Annotated in this window: 13 protein-coding genes and 1 pseudogene; 8 read left to right on the forward strand and 6 right to left on the reverse strand. The window is 39.1% G+C overall.

The genetic code is table 11. The annotated features are described in order from the left end of the window. Window positions 1–434 precede the first annotated feature (434 nt). From C9I86_RS01325 to rluB, 3 genes are all read left to right on the forward strand, one after another. Window positions 435–1,328 (forward strand): PHP domain-containing protein, encoded by an 894-nt coding sequence (locus tag C9I86_RS01325; RefSeq protein WP_107275387.1) that lies wholly within the window; start codon window positions 435–437, stop codon window positions 1,326–1,328. Beyond that, the gene (locus C9I86_RS01330; protein ID WP_045035658.1) at window positions 1,325–1,945 is read left to right on the forward strand and encodes an L-threonylcarbamoyladenylate synthase; all 621 of its coding nucleotides are present in this window, start codon (window positions 1,325–1,327) and stop codon (window positions 1,943–1,945) included. The genes C9I86_RS01325 and C9I86_RS01330 overlap by 4 nt, the downstream gene beginning before the upstream one ends. Before the next feature lie 309 nt (window positions 1,946–2,254). Further along, window positions 2,255–3,433 (forward strand): 23S rRNA pseudouridine(2605) synthase RluB, encoded by a 1,179-nt coding sequence (gene rluB / locus C9I86_RS01335; RefSeq protein WP_107275388.1) that lies wholly within the window; start codon window positions 2,255–2,257, stop codon window positions 3,431–3,433. A gap of 82 nt (window positions 3,434–3,515) precedes the next feature. Here the strand turns inward: rluB and C9I86_RS01340 are convergent, their stop codons facing one another. Further along, window positions 3,516–4,283: a YciK family oxidoreductase gene (locus C9I86_RS01340; RefSeq protein WP_107275389.1), complete on the reverse strand. Its 768-nt coding sequence runs from the start codon at window positions 4,281–4,283 to the stop codon at window positions 3,516–3,518. 264 nt (window positions 4,284–4,547) lie between these two features. Between C9I86_RS01340 and sohB the strand changes: the two genes are divergently transcribed. Next, on the forward strand, window positions 4,548–5,609 hold the full coding sequence (sohB, locus tag C9I86_RS01345) for a protease SohB (RefSeq protein ID WP_107275390.1): 1,062 nt from the start codon (window positions 4,548–4,550) through the stop codon (window positions 5,607–5,609). Window positions 5,610–5,674: 65 nt separating this feature from the next. On the opposite strand, the gene C9I86_RS01350 is transcribed toward sohB, so the two are convergent. Beyond that, window positions 5,675–5,932, reverse strand: coding sequence for a DUF2498 family protein (locus C9I86_RS01350; RefSeq protein WP_080156754.1), 258 nt, complete (start codon window positions 5,930–5,932; stop codon window positions 5,675–5,677). Window positions 5,933–6,548: 616 nt separating this feature from the next. Here C9I86_RS01350 and topA point away from each other — a divergent pair. Next, entirely contained in the window at window positions 6,549–9,200 is a 2,652-nt protein-coding gene (gene topA, locus C9I86_RS01355; RefSeq protein WP_107275391.1) for a type I DNA topoisomerase, read from the forward strand. A 71-nt stretch (window positions 9,201–9,271) separates the two neighbouring features. On the opposite strand, the gene C9I86_RS01360 is transcribed toward topA, so the two are convergent. After that, entirely contained in the window at window positions 9,272–10,075 is an 804-nt protein-coding gene (locus tag C9I86_RS01360; RefSeq protein WP_107275392.1) for a tRNA isopentenyl-2-thiomethyl-A-37 hydroxylase MiaE, read from the reverse strand. A gap of 93 nt (window positions 10,076–10,168) precedes the next feature. Further along, window positions 10,169–10,930, reverse strand: coding sequence for a DNA repair protein (locus tag C9I86_RS01365; protein ID WP_107275393.1), 762 nt, complete (start codon window positions 10,928–10,930; stop codon window positions 10,169–10,171). Window positions 10,931–11,355: 425 nt separating this feature from the next. On the opposite strand from C9I86_RS01365, the gene cysB reads away from it, so the two are divergent. Together cysB and C9I86_RS01375 are read left to right on the forward strand one after the other, a co-directional pair. Next, complete coding sequence (gene cysB, locus C9I86_RS01370) at window positions 11,356–12,330, forward strand: HTH-type transcriptional regulator CysB (protein ID WP_080156750.1); 975 nt, start codon at window positions 11,356–11,358, stop codon at window positions 12,328–12,330. A gap of 123 nt (window positions 12,331–12,453) precedes the next feature. Continuing rightward, window positions 12,454–13,653 (forward strand): methyltransferase, encoded by a 1,200-nt coding sequence (locus tag C9I86_RS01375; protein WP_107275394.1) that lies wholly within the window; start codon window positions 12,454–12,456, stop codon window positions 13,651–13,653. A 49-nt stretch (window positions 13,654–13,702) separates the two neighbouring features. Here the strand turns inward: C9I86_RS01375 and C9I86_RS01380 are convergent, their stop codons facing one another. Together C9I86_RS01380 and C9I86_RS20235 are read right to left on the reverse strand one after the other, a co-directional pair. After that, window positions 13,703–15,667, reverse strand: coding sequence for a bifunctional diguanylate cyclase/phosphodiesterase (locus tag C9I86_RS01380; protein WP_080156748.1), 1,965 nt, complete (start codon window positions 15,665–15,667; stop codon window positions 13,703–13,705). Window positions 15,668–15,812: 145 nt separating this feature from the next. Further along, a pseudogene (locus C9I86_RS20235) lies at window positions 15,813–16,002 on the reverse strand (transposase); the annotation flags it as partial. Between the two features lie 485 nt (window positions 16,003–16,487). Here C9I86_RS20235 and C9I86_RS01385 point away from each other — a divergent pair. After that, window positions 16,488–19,505, forward strand: a complete 3,018-nt coding sequence (locus C9I86_RS01385) for a flavocytochrome c (protein ID WP_107275395.1) — start codon at window positions 16,488–16,490, stop codon at window positions 19,503–19,505. Window positions 19,506–19,559: the final 54 nt, after the last annotated feature.

Raw genomic sequence — 19,559 nt, forward strand, 5'->3', positions numbered from 1 at the left:
CGTAAACTGAGTATTTGAGCAAGACTAGTTTTTTACTTTTACCGATAATTATTAACAAAGTGTGTTGCGATATTTTATTTTGGTCAAATATATAATAATCAATGCATTGGGTTGTGATTGGCTATATAGAGAGGACCAAAAAAAAGCCTTCGATAATGATAGGCTTGAGTAAAAGTACAGAATGTTACTGTATTTTACCGTTGCCATAACATTGCTTGCCACTCGTAAATAATCAAGAAAGGCGGTCGTTGTGTACTAATTTGCTGTAACATGGCGCTATCCTATTTGTCTGCTGCTATATCCAAGGATTACCAAGGTGTATAGCGGTGAATTGGTTTAAACTAGCTAAAGGTTATGATGTTAGAAGCCATATCATTTCTAGTAATTACGTACTAGTAAACTAGTTCATAAAAACAAAGTCAAGAAGTAAAGTTATGTTGTTTGATTTACATTGTCATACTACAGCGTCAGACGGCCGCTTATCGCCGCAAGATCTTGTTCGACGCGCCGTGGATATGCGGGTTGATGTGTTGGCAATTACCGATCACGATACGATTGATGGCCTAGCACAAGCGCATGCTGTTATTGAACAAGAACAATTACCGATTACATTAATTAATGGTATTGAGATATCAACGGTGTGGCAAAACTTTGATATTCATATTGTTGGGCTTAATATAGATCCTAATCATCCTGAGTTAATTTCATTTATTAACGCCCAAGCCGAACATCGACTTGCACGTGCAAAAGAGATTGGCGCACGGTTAGAAAAGAACAAAATGCCAGGTGCTTTTGAAGGTGCGATGGCATTAGCGGGCGACGCTTCGATTACGCGTGCGCATTTTGCTCGTTGGTTGGTTGAACAAGGTTATGCCAAAACTATGCAGGCGGTGTTTAAGAAATTCTTAACCCGAGGTAATCCTGGTTATGTGCCACCAAGTTGGTGCTCAATTGCCGATGCTGTAACCGTGATTCATGCCGCTGGTGGTCAAGCTGTTATTGCTCATCCCGGTCGTTACCAAATGACGGCAAAATGGATCAAGCGCTTAATTCAGCATTTTATTGACGCAAAAGGCGACGGTATTGAAGTTGCTCAACCTCAACAAGCACCGCAAGAACGACGTACTTTTGGGGATTACGCCATCCAATATAATTTACTCGCTTCACAAGGGTCTGATTTTCATTATCCATCCCCATGGACCGAATTAGGCCGCAATTTGTGGTTACCGAAAGATGTAGTGCCGTTATGGCAGAATTGGACGGTAGAGAAAAAGCGAATAGAGGCAGAAATAACCACGGAGTTATCTGCCTCGAAGGAGGAAAAATGAGTCAGTTTTTTTATGTTCATCCAGAAACACCGCAAACGCGTTTAATCAATCAAGCGGTTGATATTATTAAAAATGGTGGGGTTGTAGTTTATCCTACCGACTCAGGTTATGCTCTGGGTTGTCAGATGGAAAACAAACAAGCGCTGGAGCGTATTTGTCAAATACGACGTTTAAACGATAAGCATAATTTTACCTTGTTATGCCGTGATTTATCTGAACTATCGTTATATACCCGCGTTGACAATATTGCGTTTCGTTTATTGCGAAATAATACTCCAGGTGCTTATACCTTTATCTTTAAAGGCACCAAGGAAGTCCCACGTCGATTAATGAACGCTAAGCGTAAAACGATTGGTATTCGTGTTCCTGATAATAATATTGCTTTAGCGCTGCTTGAAGCTTTGGGTGAACCAATGATGTCGACCAGTTTGATTTTACCTGGTAAAGAGACCACAGAAGCGGATCCTGATGAGATTCGTGACCAATTAGAACATGCTGTTGATCTAATCATGCACGGTGGTTATCTCAGTGAGCAGCCAACAACCGTTATCGATTTTAGTGACGGTAACATTGATATTGTACGTATTGGTGCTGGTGATATTACGCCGTTTGAATAAAATCGTTTAATTTCCACAGTAAATGCATTGGCGGTATATGCATTTTTATAAACGTATCATATTGTTTATGATACGTTTTTTTTATCGCTATTTTTATGGTAAATAACCGTTAGATTTGCGATAATAATCGGCTACATATCTAGCATGATAGATAATTGATTATCACGCTAGAATCCAAATTATTGCTATTCGCATTATTTCCCCTCACTTTCTTTTTTTGCGCAATCATTGCAACAATAAAAAGAGAACTGAGAAGAGGACTTTGATGAGAATTTCGACGCCTGTGAAGGCGACAAAGGTTTGTTTACAATGAGCGAAAAATTACAAAAAGTATTAGCGCGTGCAGGACAAGGATCACGTCGTGAAATCGAATTGATGATCCAAAACGGCCGTGTGAGCGTTGATGGTGTTGTTGCTAAACTTGGCGATCGTCTTGATGATCTTAGCGTTAGTGTACGCATTGATGGCCACAATATTGCATTAATTTCGTCAGATGAAGAAATCTGCCGTATTTTGGCCTACAACAAGCCAGAAGGTGAGTTATGTACTCGTCATGATCCTGAAGGTCGTCGTACTGTTTTTGATCGTTTACCACGTCTAACAACAGGCCGTTGGGTTTCTGTTGGTCGTCTAGATGCTAACACCTCAGGTTTATTACTTTTCACTACTGATGGTGAATTAGCTAACCGTTTAATGCACCCAAGCCGTACTGTTGAACGTGAGTACATGGTGCGTGTATTTGGTGAAGTAAACGAACAGATGATTAAGAATGTCGTTAAAGGCGTTGAGCTGGAAGACGGCGTAGCACGCTTTGAAGATGTTGTTTATTCTGGCGGTGAAGGTATGAACCATACTTTCTACGTAGTGATCACTGAAGGCCGTAACCGTGAGGTTCGTCGTTTATGGGATTCTCAGGGTGTAACGGTTAGCCGTCTGAAACGTGTTCGTTATGGTGATGTTTACTTAACGAAAGACATGCCTCGTGGCGGTTGGAGCGAGCTAGAACTAAAAGAAGTGAATGAACTTCGTGCTACCGTTGAGCTACCACCTGAAACTGAAACAGTATTAACTGTTGAAGGTCAGAAGCGCAAAAAAGGTATTCGTCAAATTCGTCGTGCTGTTCGTCGTCATGAAGAGCGTGTAGAAACAACGGGTACGGGTGGTCGTCGCGGTCGTAATAATGATCGTCGTGCACCATCAAGTGCAAGCCGTAATGCTGAAGTTGATTCACAACAACAAGAGCAACGTGGTGGTCGTGGCCGTGCTAAACCAGCACCAACAGGTCGCGATAACGCTAAGCCTCGTTCAGATCGTGCTAAAGGTAAACCTGTACATATTGCAGGTAAGCCAAGAGATGATGAGAAGAAGCCTTATAATTCATCAGATAAGCCACAAAATGGTTCTGGCAAGCGTAAGCCTTCTGGCAATGCGGCAAATCGTCGTAACCCATTAGCAAATAAGCCAGCTAAACCTCGTACACGTAAGTAAGTGTTTAAACGCGACTAATGCATAAAGTGCACAATTGATATTAAAATGCCGACAGCGATGTCGGCTTTTTTATAACTACTATTTATTGTTCATTGCTAATGCCGGGCTTACGCTTAGGCTGAGCATCAAGACATTGCCCCGAGATATGGCGGCTTTCAGGTCCCATGAGATATAGGTAAAGTGGCATAATATCTAACGGTGTTTTGAGTAAACGAGCATCTTCCGCGGGAAAGGCTTGTGCTCGCATACCTGTACGGGTTCCACCCGGATTGATGGCATTGACCTTAATTGAAGTATCACTTAGCTCATCGGCTAAGACTTGCATCATGCCTTCTGTGGCAAATTTAGATATTGCGTAGGTTCCCCAAAAAGCGCGTCCAATGTGACCTACGGTAGACGAGGTAAAGATAATTCGACCATCCGGTGATTGTTTTATTAATGGTAAAATTGCCTGAGTAAGTAATAATTGTGCTTTTACGTTAACTTGCATCACATCGTCAAAAACGGATTCTTCAATATGATCAAGTGGGCTTAATGCGCCTAATAATCCTGCATTGTGTAGTACGCCATCTAAGCGCCCAAATTGCTGCTGAATGGTATTTGCCATATCAATGTAGTGTTGTTTAGTTGCACCCATTAAATCTAATGGAATAATCGCGGCTTGCTTGCTGCCATTTTTTTCTATTTCATCATAAACAGCTTCAAGCTTAGCGACAGTTCTGCCTAACAGGATCACGGTCGCACCATGAGCAGCATATTGGAGTGCGGCTTCTCGGCCGATACCATCACCAGCCCCAGTTACTAATATCACGCGATCTTTTAAATTATCCGCAGCAATTTGATAATCCACAGTAGCTTCCTTTTAAATAGTGTCTTTTTGTCGATATTTGAGTGTTTTTTCATCTAAGAACGCATCAAGTCTTGAGCTTGACTGTAATATCGATTACTACTAAAACATATCAGAATTTATATTCTGAGAGAATGTAGTTTTATGTGAATATCGTGTCGATGATATTGATTTATTATAAAGATAAATCGAACTAAGAATGGCGATAGTTAGTACATTTTTACAATAAATTATGGCGCTTTTTCTTGCCTAATAGAGGATTGAATCTTGGAATTTTTGTTTGAATATGGTTTGTTTTTCGCCAAAATAGCGACAGTTGTTATTGCGATTGTGGGTGTATTGGTATTAACAAAAGCGTTAAATGGTCGTCATGGTTCTCAAAAAGGTGAACTAGAAGTTACCGATTTGACTGAACAATATAAAGAGACCGTTGAGCAGTTAGAATCTCATTTATTTGACAAAGCATTATTAAAAGCCCGTGATAAAGCGGATAAAAAATCAGATAAAGAACAAGATAAAGCGCGCCAAAATGAAGTAAAACAAGCGGTGAAAAATGGTAATTTAACCACAACCCGTGATCCTCGTTTATTTGTTATTGATTTTCACGGCAGTATTGATGCACGTGAAGTCTCGTCATTACGTCAAGAAGTTAGTGCTATTTTAGCCATTGCAATTGAAGGTGATGAAGTATTGCTACGTTTAGAAACGGGTGGCGGTATGGTACATGCTTATGGTTTAGCATCATCACAACTTGATCGTTTAAAAGCGGCTGGTATTACGTTAACGATAGCTGTTGATAAAGTCGCGGCAAGTGGTGGTTATATGATGGCGTGTGTTGCGGATAAAATTGTCTCAGCACCGTTTGCTATTGTGGGCTCTATTGGCGTTATTGCACAACTACCAAACTTTAGTAAGGTATTGAAGAAAAACGATATTGAGTTTGAACAAATTACGGCAGGTGAGTTTAAACGTACCTTAACTATGTTTGGTGAAAACTCAGATAAAGCGCGTGAAAAATTCAAAGAAGAGATTGAAGAAACACACGGTTTATTTAAACAATTTATCGCTGTTCATCGCCCTGAACTTGACTTAAATAAAGTGGCAACAGGTGAGCATTGGTTTGGTCAACAAGCCCTTGAATTAGGTTTAGTGGATCAGATTAGCACCAGTGATGATTTGATCACCGAAGCTTGTAAAGCGCGTGAAGTATTACAGGTTAAATATGTACGTCGCAAGAAGTTAATCGAGAAGCTTTCTGGTGCGTCAAGTGAAGCGGCAGATACGTTATTAATGAAGTGGGTTGCGCGTGGTCAGCGTCCATTTATGTAATAATGGTTAATCCCGTGAGATGAAAAAACCCGCCGTGATCGCGGGTTTTTTTGTTTAAATTTTGCTTAAACAAGTAATGTGTTTAGTGTGAACTCTGGTGATAACTTATGAGCCAAGAACTTAAACATATTAAATACAGCCGTTGTTTTAGCCGTTGGTAAGCCCTCATCATCAAGGAAGTATTCGCCTTTGAAGATTAATACGCCATCTTTTTCTATTACTGATGTCGCGCGCATACCTTCAACGTAATCTTTGTGATCTTGAATGATTTGATTTGCGATCATTAATAGCTCATTGATCGAAATTTCAGCTTTATTAGCCATGATAAATACTCATTGATAGTAGAATAAACACAGTCTAAGTAAGTTGCTATGAGAAAACAAATAACAGGGTTGTTAATTGGTTAATATCTATTCAAATATGGGCGGGTATTATATTAAAAAGCATAAATACTGTGATTAAATGCAAAAAAAATTAGTAAAGCTGACCAAATAATTCTATATCAATGATATTGATGATGCGGATTTTTGTTATTGCAGAGACAATAAAGCATCAAAGTGATTGTCATATAAGGTAAATTTTAATTTTATCATTTTGATTATCAGTACGTTGAAAGGGCTGTAAATGTCGCTTTTTGAATATTCACAACTTAATAACAAGTGCGGAAGGTACAACCAAATAGACGAAATTAATTAAAAAGCAGTTGACCTTCTTGTTTTCTAGCCCAATATGTAAAGAGTATTTTACGTAAATGAAGTGCAATAATTAATTGCAAATATGTATCATTCTCAAATTGTAACTCATCATATTAATTCACTGCTCTTAAATTTTTCGATTAGTGACTTAATGAGATTGGTCGAATGTTGTGGCGCTAATGATTAGCTAAGCAGTTATTTATATTTTTAGAATTAGCGAGCACGAGGACGTAATAGGGTCATTATGGGTAAATCTCTCGTTATCGTGGAGTCCCCAGCCAAGGCGAAAACAATCAATAAGTACTTGGGTAAGGATTTCATTGTAAAATCAAGCGTTGGTCACGTACGTGATTTGCCAACGGGCGCCCGCAGTGGCGGTAAAAAAGCTGTAGCAACATCGACTAAAGGGTTGAGTGTTGAAGAAAAAGCAGCAATTAAACAGAAGAAAGATCGTAAAGCGCTAATCAGTAAAATGGGTGTTGATCCCTATGATGATTGGAATGCGCATTATGAAATACTTCCTGGCAAAGAAAAAGTTGTTAGTGAGCTTCAAAAATTAGCTGAAGATGCTGATTGTATCTATCTCGCAACGGATTTAGACCGCGAAGGAGAAGCCATTGCGTGGCACCTTCGTGAGATCATCGGTGGCGATGAATCACGCTATAAACGAGTTGTCTTTAACGAAATCACTAAAAATGCTATTCAACAAGCATTTGAACAACCAGGTGAATTGAATATTGATGGCGTGAATGCGCAACAAGCACGTCGCTTCCTCGATCGTGTTGTTGGCTTCATGGTATCACCACTATTGTGGAAAAAAGTCGCCCGTGGTCTATCTGCTGGTCGTGTACAGTCAGTTGCGGTAAAACTGATTGTTGAGCGCGAACATGAAATCAATGCATTTGATCCCGAAGAGTTCTGGGATATTCATGCAGATACACTAACGGTAGGCAAAGACGCTTTACGGTTAATGGTTGCACAACAGGCGGGTAAAGCATTCCGTCCTGAAAATAAAGTCGATACGATGGCTGCCCATGCGCTACTTGAAAAAGCAGCGTATGAAGTGATTGAGCGTGAAGATCGCCCAACTAGCAGCAAGCCCTCTGCGCCTTATATCACCTCTACACTTCAGCAGGCGGCAAGTACACGTCTAGGTTATGGTGTTAAGCGCACTATGGGCCTTGCACAGCGCCTATATGAAGCGGGTTATATTACTTACATGCGTACTGACTCGACTAACCTTTCAAAAGAGGCCGTTGAAGCAGCGCGTGAGCTAATTGGTAATGAGTATGGTAATGAGTATTTACCTGAAAATGCTAATGTTTATGGCAGTAAGAAAAATGCGCAAGAAGCGCACGAAGCAATTCGTCCTTCAAACGTAGAAGTGAAGGCTGAAAATTTAGAAGGCATGGATCAAGATGCAGTTAAGTTGTATGACTTAATTTGGCGTCAATTTGTGTCTTGTCAGATGATGCCAGCAAAATATGACTCAAGTACAATCAACGTTAAAGCAGGGGATTTCTTGCTAAAAGCGAAAGGCCGTACTTTACGTTTTGCTGGTTGGACATTAGTACAGCGTCCGTCAGGTAAAAATGAAGATACAACATTACCTGAAGTTAACGTAGGCGATGTACTGAAGTTAGAGCAACTTGAGCCTAAGCAGCACTTTACTAAGCCGCCAGCACGCTTTACAGAAGCGGCATTGGTGAAAGAACTTGAAAAGCGTGGCATTGGTCGTCCATCAACGTATGCGTCGATTATTTCAACCATTCAAGATCGTGGTTATGTACGTGTAGATCAACGTCGTTTCTATGCTGAAAAGATGGGCGAGATTGTTTCTGACCGTTTAGACAATAGTTTTCCTGATTTGATGGATTTTGATTTTACTGCCCGTATGGAAGGTAATCTCGATAAAATCGCAGAAGGTGAGAAAAACTGGAAGAAAGTACTCGATGAGTTCTTCTCTGATTTCACGGCCGAGCTTCAAAAAGCAGAGCTAGATGAAGCAGAAGGTGGTATGCAGCCTAATAATATCGTGCTAACGGATATTCAATGTCCGACATGTTCACGACCTATGGGTATTCGTACTGCATCAACAGGTGTTTTCCTTGGTTGTTCTGGCTATGCATTGCCACCTAAAGAGCGTTGTAAAACAACGATCAACTTAGGCAGTGAAGAAGGCATTGTTAATGTTCTAGAGGAAGACGTTGAAACAGCTGCATTACGCGCTAAAAAACGTTGTCCTATTTGTAACACGGCAATGGATGCTTACCTTATTGATCAAGATCGTAAGCTGCACGTTTGTGGTAATAACCCAAGCTGTGATGGTTACATTGTTGAAAAAGGTGAGTTCAAGCTTAAAGGCTATGAAGGCCCGCTGATTGAATGCGACAAGTGTGGTTCTGATATGGAACTGAAGAACGGTCGTTTTGGTAAGTACATGGGGTGTACTAACGAAGAGTGTAAGAATACCCGTAAGATTCTAAAGAATGGCGAAGTTGCGCCACCAAAAGAAGATCCTGTACATTTGCCAGAAATTCCATGTACACAAGACACTAACGCGTACTTCGTTTTACGTGATGGTGCGTCTGGTTTGTTCATGGCAGCGAGTACGTTCCCTAAGTCACGTGAAACACGTGCACCGTTAGTGGAAGAGCTTGTACGCTTTAAAGAGCGTTTATCATCTAAGTTCTTATACTTAACCGATGCGCCTGTGGCTGACCCTGATGGTCTACCAACAGTGATTCGCTTCTCACGTAAAACCAAAGAGAATTACGTGCGTTCAGAAGTAGACGGTAAGCCAACAGGCTGGACGGGTCTATTTGTGGACGGTAAGTGGGAAATTACCGATAAGCGTAAAAAGCCTAAAAAAGAAAAATCAGCAGAAGAAGAGTAATTCGTTATTCTGTGATTAAAAAAACCGCCAAATTTGGCGGTTTTTTTGTAGGTGTTAGTGATCTTATGATTTTAAACACAAGTTATAGCGGTGATAGGAATACCACTGTGAAAACGGAAAGTATCATCAGGAGTGGTAATTAACTCTGCTTCTTTGCTGCCAATTACTCGAATACGATCGGCAATATTTGTTCCCGCAATTTTTTCAGCCAGAGTTAGGTAATCTTGATAATGGCGCGCTTCTGAGCGCAATAACGAGATATAAAACTTCCTTAATTCGGAATCTAAATAAGGGGCAAGTTTGGCAAATCGCTCACAAGAGCGTGCTTCTATGTATGCACCTACAATCAGTTTATCAATTAAGGTTGCTGGCTCATGAGTACGTACGGCTTTCATTAACCCTTTAGCATAACGACCAGCATGAAGGTTACTATAAGGAATACCACGCTTATCCATGATCTCTAACACTTGCTCAAAATGATGAAACTCTTCTTTAATTAATCGTACCATTTTATCGATTAATTCTTGGCCATGATAAAAATCACTGCGCGGTGTTAGTGGGGCGAGTAGGCCATTTTTTTTACTGTGAAACTGGGCTGTTGAGCGGTTATTTCCACCGTAAACAAAATCTTCATAAGGTTTTGCCCATGCCATTAGTGCTTCACCACTCTGTTTGTCAACCGCGTATTTACGCACCATAAACATCGCAGTCTGACTTGCTTTTAATTCACAATTACAGTGATCGACTAATAATGGGATCAAATTCTCAGGTTTAATGGCTTCATTAATCCAGCTATCAGGGGTCTCACATTGAAGAAATTGGTTAATAGGCTTGAGTAATTCCTTAACCATTTGTTGAGTGTTGTCGTTATCCATAAGGCATGTCTTTATTTATTATTATCGAAGGCGTAAAAAAGGCCGCGATGGCGACCTTTATCGTTGAGCTAGTGTAAGACAAAGAGAATTAAATCACCATTTCCGTTTTGGCTGAAATAACACATCTAATTCATCATTATCTTTGTCGAGTAATTGTTGTCGTTCTTGTTCACTACTGACACTCATATTATTATCAATTTCATTGAGCATGTATTGAAGTTTCTGCTGCGCTTTTGTTGCATACTCATCATTACGAGAAGATAGAACATCAATCCCTTTCTTTAGTAATTGTTTAGCTGTACCAAATTGACGTTTTAAGCGAGCATCATTAGCGCGCTTAACGACGTTTTCAATATTAATTCTTAATTGCATGTTTTCTAAGCGCGTATTTTCAAGCACATAGGCTTGAGTGGCAATACGACCTTTACCATGCTCTCCTTTAATTACACTCTTTAAACGCTTTACGAGCTGTAACATACCAATGGCTTGGCGATCTGAATTAGGCACTTGGAAAGGGACAACATTGGTTTGATCAAAGTGTGTTTCTAAATGTGATATTTGTTCGGTTACATGATGGATGCGTTGTTTCAATGAACGATCTTTAGTGTCAACTTCAGCAATAGTTTCAAGTGCATAAAGAATGCGTTTATTGAGACAAACTAAGAGCTCTTTACTATAAGGTAAATGACTCGCATTACTAATGAGTTCTTCTGTGGCGTCAATGATTGCGACTTGCTTTGCCAATTCTTGCTGTTTAGCATTTTCTAGCCGTTGCCGGTATTGAATGATAATGCTGTAGCCAATAACTAGAATTAGCAGAAGACTGATTAAGCCAATAACGAGAGGGATACTCATAAAGTGTGTCTATCTTCCATGGTTGATGTATTACTTAGGAAGATACACTATCTCGTTGTTTGGTGGTAGTTTGTTAGTAAAAAATGCTAACTAAATAACGTGATAGAGAAAGATATGGTTTTTTAATTTAAATGCTTTGTTTTTATGCTGAAATTACTTCAACATGCAGCATTACAACGTAACAATGAGTGTTATTTTCCGGCAATAAAAAAGACTTGGAATATAAAGTTTTAACATTGCTTCATGCTTATTTGATGATGAAATAGTATTTTTATGGTGTAAAGTAAATAAATACTATGAAACAACGTTAATTCAATATATAAAATATTTATTACATGGTTGCACGATCATGCTTTGAGATGAAAATCAGTTGAAGATTTTAGGACTAAGTATGAAAGGTAACGGATTATTGATTGGGCGAGACCATGAAATTACAACAATTACGTTATATTGTTGAGGTCGTAAATCATAACCTCAATGTTTCATCTACCGCAGAGAGTTTATATACGTCTCAACCGGGTATTAGTAAGCAAGTACGTTTATTGGAAGATGAATTAGGTATTCAGATTTTTGAACGTAGTGGTAAACATTTAACGAAAGTAACATCAGCTGGCGAAGATATCGTACGCATTTCACGTGATATTTTATCTCGTGTTGAAAGTATTAAAGCGGTTGCGAGTGAGCATACTCATCCGGAAATGGGAACGCTAAATATTGCGACGACACATACTCAAGCACGCTATGCATTGCCTGATGTGATTCAAGGTTTTACAACGAGATTTCCTAAAGTTTCATTACACATGCATCAAGGAACGCCAAGTCAAATTGCAGATGCTGTGGGTAAAGGAAATTCTGATTTCGCTATAGCAACAGAAGCGCTACATTTATATCAAGATATGATTATGTTGCCTTGTTATTATTGGAATCGCTCAATTGTGGTACGTAAAGATCATCCTCTTGCGACTAAACCTACTATTACTATTCACGATTTAGCTGCTTATTCATTAGTGACTTATGTGTTTGGCTTTACTGGCCGTTCTGAACTTGATAGTGCATTTAACCGTTCAGGTCTAACACCAAGAATTGTATTTACGGCAACAGATGCTGATGTGATTAAAACCTATGTTCGTTTAGGCCTAGGTGTCGGTGTTATTGCAAGTATGGCAATGGACCCTAACGCTGATGATGATTTAGTTGCTCTGGATGCGAGTCATATTTTTGATTCAAGTACGACGATGATAGGTTTCAAAAAAGGGACATTCTTACGTACTTATATGTATGATTTTATGGAACGTTTTGCACCTCATCTTACTCGTAATGTTGTTGATCAGGCTATCGCATTAAAAAATGCTGCAGAAATAAATGATATGTTTGCTTCAATGGAATTACCGGTTAGATAACGTCTGAGTTGTTATTAACATCATTGAAACCGCTAGTGATAGCGGTTTTTTTATTTGGTTAATGTGTCAAACGTAAGCTTGATATACACTAGCCCCCAACTTTAGGTCGGTTAATGGTTGTTTATGTCTAACTACGTTGAGCTTTTTCGTCATCTCGATGCTTTATTGGTAAAAAACAGGCAATTTTGGCAGTTTATGCCTTTTGTTGAACGTGGCTTTGTTTGGCATCAAAATTTGCCATTTTGCCAATGGTTAACAGCTTTAGATGACAACCAGTTACAGGTATTAAGTTATGATATCAATGCATTAACAACAGCTCTAATGCCCTGGATTGATGATGTAGAAGCATTAACTCAACTTGTTAGTAAAATCCAACCTTTAACGCGTACTGACAGATCAGTACCACAAGGGTTTGATAGTGGTATTCCTGGTCGTAAGTGGCAGCAAATTATCGCCTTCAATGAGGTGTTACCACCTTTAGGATTGCCATGGTTAGAGTGGTGTGCGGGTAAGGGGTATCTAGGACGTGTATTGGCAGCATCGCACCAACAGCCAGTGACGAGCCTTGAATGGCAATCACAATTATGCATTGATGGCGAAAAAGCGGCAAAGCAATTGGGGTTAGCGATTAATTTTATTCATGCAGATGCATTTAGTCGTGAGAGTGATAACGCAATCACGACTCGCCAACATGCAGTTGCATTACATGCTTGTGGTGATTTGCATGTATCATTACTGCAACGGGTCGCTGCTAATAAAGGGGCAGCAGTGAGTATTTCACCGTGCTGTTATCACCTCATTCGTCAATCACATTATCAACCAATGTCTACGATTGCGAAAACAAGTACCTTGGTTCTATCTAAGCATGATTTACGACTTCCTTTGCAAGAAACCGTTACTGCAGGTAATCGAGTTAAGCAACTGCGCTTTGTGGAAGTGAGCTTTCGATTAGGATTTGATTTATTACAGCGAGAAGTTAGCCAAACTGAGACATACCTTTCTGTACCAAATGTACAAAAAGCATTGCTTAACCAAGGGTTTGAAGCCTTTTGTGTGTGGGCTGCCGCAAGAAGAGGTGTACAGTTACCTGAGAATATTAATTTTGATAAGTGGCAGCGCCAAGGTGAAAAACGATTTTCTATTATTGAACGAATGGAATTAGTTCGACAATTATTTCGACGACCACTTGAAATTTGGCTAGCACTTGATCGCGTTTGTTTTCTTGAAGAGCAGGGTTATGAGGTTGTGCTTGGTACTTTTTGTGATAAACCAATAACGCCACGTAATTTATTAATTCATGCTGAGCGACGGGATATCGCCTAGACGACACAGTAGGTTCCCTATCAAATTAATGATAGGGAATAGTATATTACTATGATTGTGCGGCCATGCTCATTTCAGGGGTGTGAAAATACTTTTCTTCAAGTTCATAAACTGGCAGAGGTCTGCTAAAGAAATATCCCTGACAATAATCAAAACCACATTGGTTGATATAATTAAGCTGTGCCTGCGTTTCTACCCCCTCTGCCACTATTTTTAAATTGAGTTTGTCACAAATAGCTTTGGTTGCTTCAATGATCACTTTATTGCTGGAGTGTTCGCCCTGGATAAAACTTTGATCAAGCTTCACCGTACTAATTGGTAACTCATGTAATTGTGATAAAGAAGAATAGCCTGTACCAAAATCATCTAAATAGAGTTCAATTCCCATTGCAGCTAATGCATCTAAGCAGGGCTTGGTTTCACAATAATCTTGTAGCATGGTAGATTCAGTAATCTCTAAAGCAAGCTGAGATGGATTGACATTATATTGACGAATGATTTGTTCAATTGTCTGGGCAATATTTGGCTGTAATTGTGCACGTGAGAGGTTAATGCTAATAATAAATGGCTGAGCATACCGTTGGGTCCAATAGGCTAGTTGTTGACAGGCACTGTGTAATATCCAGAGCCCTAACGGTACTATTTGGCCCGTTTCTTCAGCTAATGGAATAAATTCTGCTGGTGAAACTTGGCCGAGTAATTCATCATGCCAACGGATTAATGCTTCAAATCCTTTTAATTGTTGGCTATTTAAATCAATAATTGGCTGATAATATAGTTCAAAATCATGGTTTTCGAGAGCTTGAGATAAATGATGACGTAAGGTCATTTTACGATATAGCGCATCGGCCATTTCTTGTAAAAAAGGATAATAGCAATTACGGCCTCTTTGTTTTGCCCGGTGCATTGCCATATCTGCTTGAGTGATAAGCGTATCAAAATTATTAGCGTCATCGGGGTAATTTGCAGTACCAATACTGCAGCTGATAGAGAGTTCACCAATATCTTTAATATGGAAAGGGCGACTTAATGTTTTTATTATTTGATCGGTAAAGTTTTCGATGGTGGTATAATTACGCTTCTCTATTTGAATTATAAATTCATCACCACCAAAACGAGCGACAAGACCTTTATCTTTCACGACGTTTAATAGACGGATAGCGACTGCTCGAAGTAATTTATCGCCTGCAGCATGGCCATAAGAATCATTAACAAGTTTAAAACCATCAAGATCAAGAAATAATAAACTATAATGGGAACGATGGTGATGACTAGCTTTTAATGCAGCAGAAATACCACGTCGGTTCATTAATCCTGTTAGAAAATCATGCTCAGCATTATATTTTTCTTTATTCAGTTTTTCTTTATCTTTGGTGACATTCACTAGTTGTAATAATAATTGTGAATTATCGTTTAACCATTTTGCTTCAATATCAAACCAATTGTGGCGTTGACCTGTCCAACATAAGCGATTGCACTTAAAACTGTTATTTTTTTTAGCATTTTCTAGCCATTGTTGTGCAATGGCAATATCACCAATGAACTCTGAAAGATCAACTAAATTTTCACCGTAACAACTTGAAAAAGCAGCGTTTGAACTAATAAAAGTGCCATCTCCATTAAACAAAAGAGCTAAATTTGAACAATCAGAAAAGGCCAAATCTCGACGTAGAGAGGATTCATCAGCAATCACTTCTACAAGCATAGCCATGCGGCCATCAGTTAGTGGAATACCTGAAAATAAGCACAACATATTTTTAGTTATTTGTTTAGGATTGAATCGCCACCATGTTTTAATTGTTTTATTTAATTTAAATGTTTGTTGGTATTCTAATAATGTTGCAGCGGCGGCTGCAGACATATCTTGACCTAAATCACGATTTAAAAGTTCTTCAATAGATGTCGCTTCCCATAAACGTAATGATTTATCATTTGCCCATAGAATTTTTTTATTATCAACATCAAATACCCAGATTGGGTTTTGGAGATAATAGAGCGGTGAGAATGGATCCATCTCCAACTTCTTTCTTTTTATTAAGGTGTTAGTTTTAAAATAGTAGCTGAAATGGAAAAATTAAACATGATATTATGATAACTACGTGATATTAGTCCATGTTTTGATATATAAATACTGTATTTATTAATGTAACCGATGATTACTATTGATATTTAGCCAAGGTTAATGATTTCTCTGGTATCAGTGTTGATTTTGCACGATATTTAATCAGTGTATGAAGATGTCTTCAACTAGGTACTGATTATTAAATCTAAAACAGAATTCACCAAGATAACGAGGATATGTTTTTCTCTAATTGCGTGATATGTCCCTTTTATCGAATTTTTAATATGACTAATTATAATATATATCCATGAAATGTGGCTTCATATTAATAGAGAATGTTATTATTTTAATACAGATTAAATGATGTTCTCTACATTGTTTTTTAATTCTGTATATTTGCATAAATTCGAGCATAGAGATGCTTTTATGAAATTGGATTATGTTATTAGATGTTGTTTTAATTATATGTTACAAGCTGTTAATACATGGAGGGTTATTTAATTATGGCTATTAAATAATGCTAATAGCCGGCTTGTGTTGCCTTGTTTTTATTTGATTTTTAATGTTAATTTAGAATGATAGATATTAATGGGTTTATGAATATTGTGCATGAATTAAATGCAGATGTATCATTTTACTATAAGCTATCCCTGTAGTAATTTTATTCATTATTACTTAATTGCTTCAGTTCTTATTTCAAAAATCACTTAAAGCTATTTGTATATTTAGTGATTTTTTATATAAGTATTAAATTATATTGGAATATGAATCAGTGAATAATTTAACAGATGAAATTCAATTAGGCTTATCACAAGCAAAACTTAAAAATCGCATTGTTATGGCACCTATGACCATTCAATCTGCTTTTTTTGATGGTGGTGTTACGCAAGAAATGATCAACTATTATTCTGCTCGCTCAGGCGATGCTGGTGCAGTTATTGTTGAAAGTGCGTTTGTCGAAAATTACGGAAGAGCATTTCCCGGTGCATTGGGCATCAATACCGATAGTAAGATCGCTGGGCTTAAGAAGTTAGCATCAGCAATTAAAGAGAAAGGCTCAAAGGCCATTCTTCAGATCTATCATGCTGGTCGTATGGCAAACGGCGAATACAATGGTGGTCATCAACCTATTTCTGCAAGCCCTATTGCTGCGCTTCGTGATAATGCAGAAACACCACTTGAGATGACGAAAGAGCAAATTGGCTTTATGATTGACGCTTTTTCTAATGCTGTTAATCGTGCAATCGTTGCGGGTTTTGATGGGGTTGAGATCCATGGCGCTAATACATACATTATTCAACAGTTCTTCTCTCCGCACTCAAACCGTCGAAATGATAAATGGGGCGGTGATATTGAAAAGCGTACTGCATTTCCTCTTGCTGTTTTAAATGGAGCGAAAAAAGTTGTCGCTGATCATCAACGCGATGATTTTATTATTGGTTACCGTTTTTCTCCTGAAGAAATCGAAGAGCCTGGTATTCGTTTCGAAGATACCATGTACTTGCTTGATAAGTTGGCGATGAGTGGTCTTGATTATTTTCATTTTTCTATGGGGAATTATGCTCGCAATTCGATTGTAACCCCTGAAGATAAAGAACTACTTATTCGTAAATACCATGCGCTTGAGTCTGAAAATGTTGCCAAAATCCCTGTAATAGGTGTTGGTGGTATCGCTCAGCGTTCTGATGCTAATCAAGCGTTAGCGCAAGGCTACGACATGGTGAGTGTGGGTAAAGGTTTCCTTGTTGAGCCAACATGGGCGACAAAAGCGATCAATGGTGAAGAATGTGCCGAATTCGCTGATATCGAGCAACAATATCAACTAAAGATCCCAACACCACTTTGGGAAATCATGGACTACATGATTGTTGATAGTAAGGCTGAGGCATTAAAGCATCAGCGTATTAAAGAATTACAAAACGTTGAGATCAGCTTTGAGCCTGGTGAGTACATCGCTTATGGCTACGGGCACAATGGCAAACTACCGGTAACAGTAACGTTCTCAGACGACAAGATCCTCGATATTATCGTTGATTCTTCAAAAGAGTCAGACGGTATTGCTAACCCTGCGTTTGAGCGTATTCCGCAACAGATTATGGAAGGCCAAACTCTCAATATTGATGTAATTTCTGGTGCGACAGTGAGTAGCCAAGCGGTTATTGACGGTGTATCTGATGCTGTTGATTTAGCTGGTGGTAACTCTGAAGCGCTTCGTTGTAAAGCACGTGAAGCGGTTGAATGGTCAACAGAAGTTATCGAAAAAACTGTCGATGTTGTTGTTGTTGGTGGCGGTGGCGCAGGTTTAAGTGCAGCGCTTACCGCTTTAGATAATGGCAAATCTGTTATTCTGCTTGAAAAATTCCCTGCTGTTGGTGGTAACACTGTACGTACAGGCGGTTGGGTGAATGCAGCAGAGCCTAAGTGGGTAAAAGATTTCCCTGCGATTGCTGGTGAAGTGGATTACCTTAAAGCGATTGTCGCTACACCTGAGTCAGATATTGCAGAAGAATATCTTGCCGATTTCCGTACACTGAAAGATCAATTGGCAAATTATTTCCTTGATACTGAAAGTGGGAAAAATTACCTGTTTGATTCAGTTGAACTGCACCTAATTCAGACATACCTAGGTGGTAAACGCACTAACCTTAATGGTGAGTTAATTCACGGTCAATACGATTTGGTACAGACGTTAACAAGTCGTGCGATGGAATCGATTGATTGGTTAACTGAAAAAGGTATCGACTTTAACCGTGGCATGGTGGATATCGCTGTTGGTGCTTTATGGCGCCGTGCGCACAAACCGAATCGTCCTAAAGGTGTTGAGTTTGTCGAAAAACTTCAAAAGCAAGTGATTGCCCAAGGTGGACATATCATTACGGATGCGCGAGCTGAAGAATTGATTGTTGATGATGGAAAAGTAGTTGGTATTAAAGCAACTCATTCAGACGGTACAAAATATGTATTGACCACTAATTGTGGTGTTGTACTGGCTTCTGGTGGTTTTGGTGCAAATACGAAAATGCTGCAAAAATACAATAACTACTGGAACGAGATTGCTGATGATATTAAAACAACCAACTCACCTGCACTTATTGGTGATGGTATTGAAATCGGTGAAAAAGTAGGTGCCGATTTAGTGGGTATGGAATATGTTCAGTTAATGCCTATTGGTGATCCTAAATCTGGTGCGTTATTAACAGGTCTTATTGTTCCACCTGAAAACTTTGTTTTTGTTAACAATCAAGGCAAGCGCTTTGTCGATGAATGTGAAAGTCGAGACGTGCTTTCTCGCTCGTTCTTCGATAATGGCGGTGTGGTTTACATGATTGCCGATGAAGCTATCCGTAAAACGGCGGCTAACACCACAGATGAAACCATTGAGCGTGAGATCGAAGAAGGTATTATTATTAAAGCGGATTCAATTGAAGAATTAGCTCAGAAAATTAATGTGCCGACGGAAGCGTTAATAGAAACAATTCGCCGTTATAACAGCTACGTTGATGAAGGGCGTGATCCTGAATTCCACAAAGGTGCACTTGGCTTAAAAGTGGGAAAAGCACCGTTCTATGCAACGCCACGTAAGCCATCGGTTCACCATACGATGGGTGGCTTAAAGATTAATACTAAAGCGTGTGTATTGGATAAAACAGGGGCACCAATTTCTGGGCTATATGCCGCGGGTGAAGTAACAGGTGGTATTCATGCTGGTAACCGTTTAGGTGGTAATGCGTTGATAGATATCTTCACGTATGGCCGTATAGCCGGTGATAGCGTATCTAACCGCGTTTAATGAGACAAAAGGGAAGCATGTGCTTCCCTTTTTACTATTTAACGAGTATAGACT

It is taken from the genome of Photobacterium sp. NCIMB 13483, assembly GCF_003025475.1.
Lineage (GTDB): Bacteria > Pseudomonadota > Gammaproteobacteria > Enterobacterales > Vibrionaceae > Photobacterium > Photobacterium piscicola.